Annotated in this window: 3 protein-coding genes; 2 read left to right on the forward strand and 1 reads right to left on the reverse strand. The window is 55.9% G+C overall.

The window, feature by feature from the left end; translation table 11 throughout:
- A partial coding sequence (locus VSR82_RS39615) for a hypothetical protein (protein ID WP_498858884.1) occupies window positions 1-227 on the forward strand: 227 nt, incomplete at its 5' end.
- Between the two features lie 489 nt (window positions 228-716).
- Here the strand turns inward: VSR82_RS39615 and VSR82_RS39620 are convergent.
- Window positions 717-2162, reverse strand: a complete 1446-nt coding sequence (locus VSR82_RS39620) for an IS1182 family transposase (RefSeq protein ID WP_498858885.1) — start codon at window positions 2160-2162, stop codon at window positions 717-719.
- 333 nt (window positions 2163-2495) lie between these two features.
- On the opposite strand from VSR82_RS39620, the gene VSR82_RS39625 reads away from it, so the two are divergent.
- A partial coding sequence (locus tag VSR82_RS39625; RefSeq protein WP_498858886.1) for a transposase DNA-binding-containing protein occupies window positions 2496-2577 on the forward strand: 82 nt, incomplete at its 3' end.

Below are 2577 nucleotides of genomic sequence, written 5' to 3' on the forward strand. Positions count from 1 at the left end.
CCAGTACCATTCGCACAGCCCGCTCACGAACTTCCGGCGAGTACCTCGGGGACTTCTTCTTCGTGTTTTCCATAGCTCCATTTTCTCAAGAAGTGGAGTCTCCGGAAAACCCGGGGCGCTTCAGTGTTAAGTCTTCGGCGAGGTATGCGATGATCACTTGCCACGATATCTGCATCGATCAGCAAGGCGCTTTGAGCGCAGCTGCCGTGGAGTTCATTGAACTGTGACGGCATGCGCGTCGGCATTTCGGACAGTAAGCTCAATGAATGAATGGCAGCGGGTTAGCGTGGTGGCAATCCGGTGAGCAGGTTCACAAGGGTTCCGTAGGGCCAGAATGTTGCTGGCGCTGTATGCGAGGAAGACTCTGTCAAAGGGCCTGGTCAATAGTGACTGGCGTGACGCATTTCTTCCAATCTCGCCGACGGATGTAGGCAATGGCGATTTCCAGACAAACGGTGTACGAATGCAGACAGGCCAAGCGCTGAGAGAACTGAGCCTCAATCCGACTTTCTGGAAACATCCTTCCACCCCAAGGGCCCCAACAATCTCACAACGGTGGTCGCGAGTCAGCGAATTGAGCGGCAGCTGACGTTCCAGAGTGTGTGGAAACTCCATTTCTACCGCTAAGCGGGTGATTGCCGGTCAGGTTGATCGAGGTTGATACGACGAGTTTGCACTAATCGAACATCACGAGCCCAACAAAGCCCCTCGGGGCTCTAGCTTCCGGCCATCTTCATGGCCTTCAACGTCCCCGCGATGCCAAGTATGTTCATGACCCGCTTCAGGTTGTAGGTCAACACCTGAAGGCTCATCTCCGTACTCACTCGCCTGAGCGTCCTGGTCAGGAAGTGTGCAGGACCCATCCAGTGCTTCAGCGTACCGAAGACATGCTCGACGGTACTTCGGCGGATGGTCATTGCGTCGGGTTTCCGGTCAAGCCGGCGCTGCATGGCTTCCAATGTGTTCTCGTGTTCCCAGCGTCGGATGCGGCGATAGTCGCTGGGTGAACATCGCTCCTTCATAGGGCAACGCGGGCACGCGCTTGGCCAATAAACCCGCAGATTCATGTCATGCTCAACGGTCGTAAATCGATGAATGGCTCGCTCGCCCGCAGGGCATCGATACACGTCGCTTTTTGCCACGTAGACGAAGTCGGCCTTGGTGAAGAGGCCTTTCTTCCGGGATGCAGAGGTGAGTGGCTTGGGAACATACGCGCTGATGTCGTTCAGATCGCATGCACGTATCTCTGGCCCGCTGAAGTAACCCCGATCAGCAACCACCTTCAGCTTCGATCTGCCCATCGCGTCCTTCGCAGCTATCGCCATTCTGCTCAGTTGTCCGTGATCGTTTCCGACATTGGTTACCTCGTGCTCAACGATCAGATGATGTTTCGTGTCTACGGCTGCCTGAACGTTGTAGCCCACTATGCCGGAGCCTTTTCCGCTTGTTGCCATGGAGCGTGCATCGGGATCCGTCATCGACAGCTGTTTGTCCGGTTGCTTCTCTAATTGCTTCCTGATCTGTGCGAGCTCACGCATCTGCTGACGCAAGCGGGCGATCTTCTCGTATAGGCGAACGGTCTTCACATCGAAACCTGTTGGACTGGTCCGGTCTGCGGTTGCAATCAGGTCGAGATACCGCTGCACGCTTTCTTCGATCTGCTGCTGACGCTTGTCGATCTTGCTAGCCGTGTAGTTCCTATCGCGGCTGTTTGACGCCTTGAACTTGCTACCATCAATGGCCACCATGTCACTGGACAGCAGCTTCAACCCACGGCACAGTTCGACGAAACGCCGGCATACATTGCGAATGGCTGCGCCGCTGTCACGGCGAAAGTCGGCGATCGTCTTGAAGTCCGGAGCCAGACGTCCCGTTAGCCACATCAACTCGACGTTGCGCTGGCATTCACGCTCAAGACGCCGGCTCGAAGGTATCCGGTTCAGGTAGCCGTAGATATAGATCTTCAGCATCACACCCGGATGGTAGGACGGGCGGCCCGTCATCGCCGGCGTGGTACCGTCGAAACCGAGTTCTGCAAGATCCAGTTCGTCGACGAAGGCGTCTATGACCCTGACCGGGTTGTCCTGTCCGATGTAGTCATCGACGCATTCTGGAAGTAGTGCGACCTGCTTGCGGTCATCGCCTTCAACGAATCGCTTCATGAGTCACCCGGGCTCAATGCGTTGATTCAGTTTAGGCGATCGATGCGTTTTCACACACTCTGGTTCCTGAAGCGACCTGTGAAGGAACGTGCTGAGGCGCTCTTGCCTCTCGTCCTTGAACAGGTCTTCAGGCTGTTTAGCTATGCCCAGTCCTGATATTACGCCTCGATGATCCGCCGAATGGGGTATCTCGGAGCGAGACCTTCGTCAAGATGGTCTCGAGTTGCTTGCAATTACCCACATCTTTGCCGCGAAACCTGGTAACCTGGCATACGTCACGTTCCATGCGTAAGCGAGATGGCCGGCAAGCGACGGGCGGATGATCGGTCGTGGATGAATCTTGGAGTCCAGGGAAGCGAATTCCAGGACACACGGTTGCGCCGTCGCTTCGCAACGCTGCTGGAAAAGCTCTGGG

Origin of the sequence: Burkholderia sp. JPY481, assembly GCF_038900515.1 — a bacterium.
Lineage (GTDB): Bacteria > Pseudomonadota > Gammaproteobacteria > Burkholderiales > Burkholderiaceae > Paraburkholderia > Paraburkholderia youngii.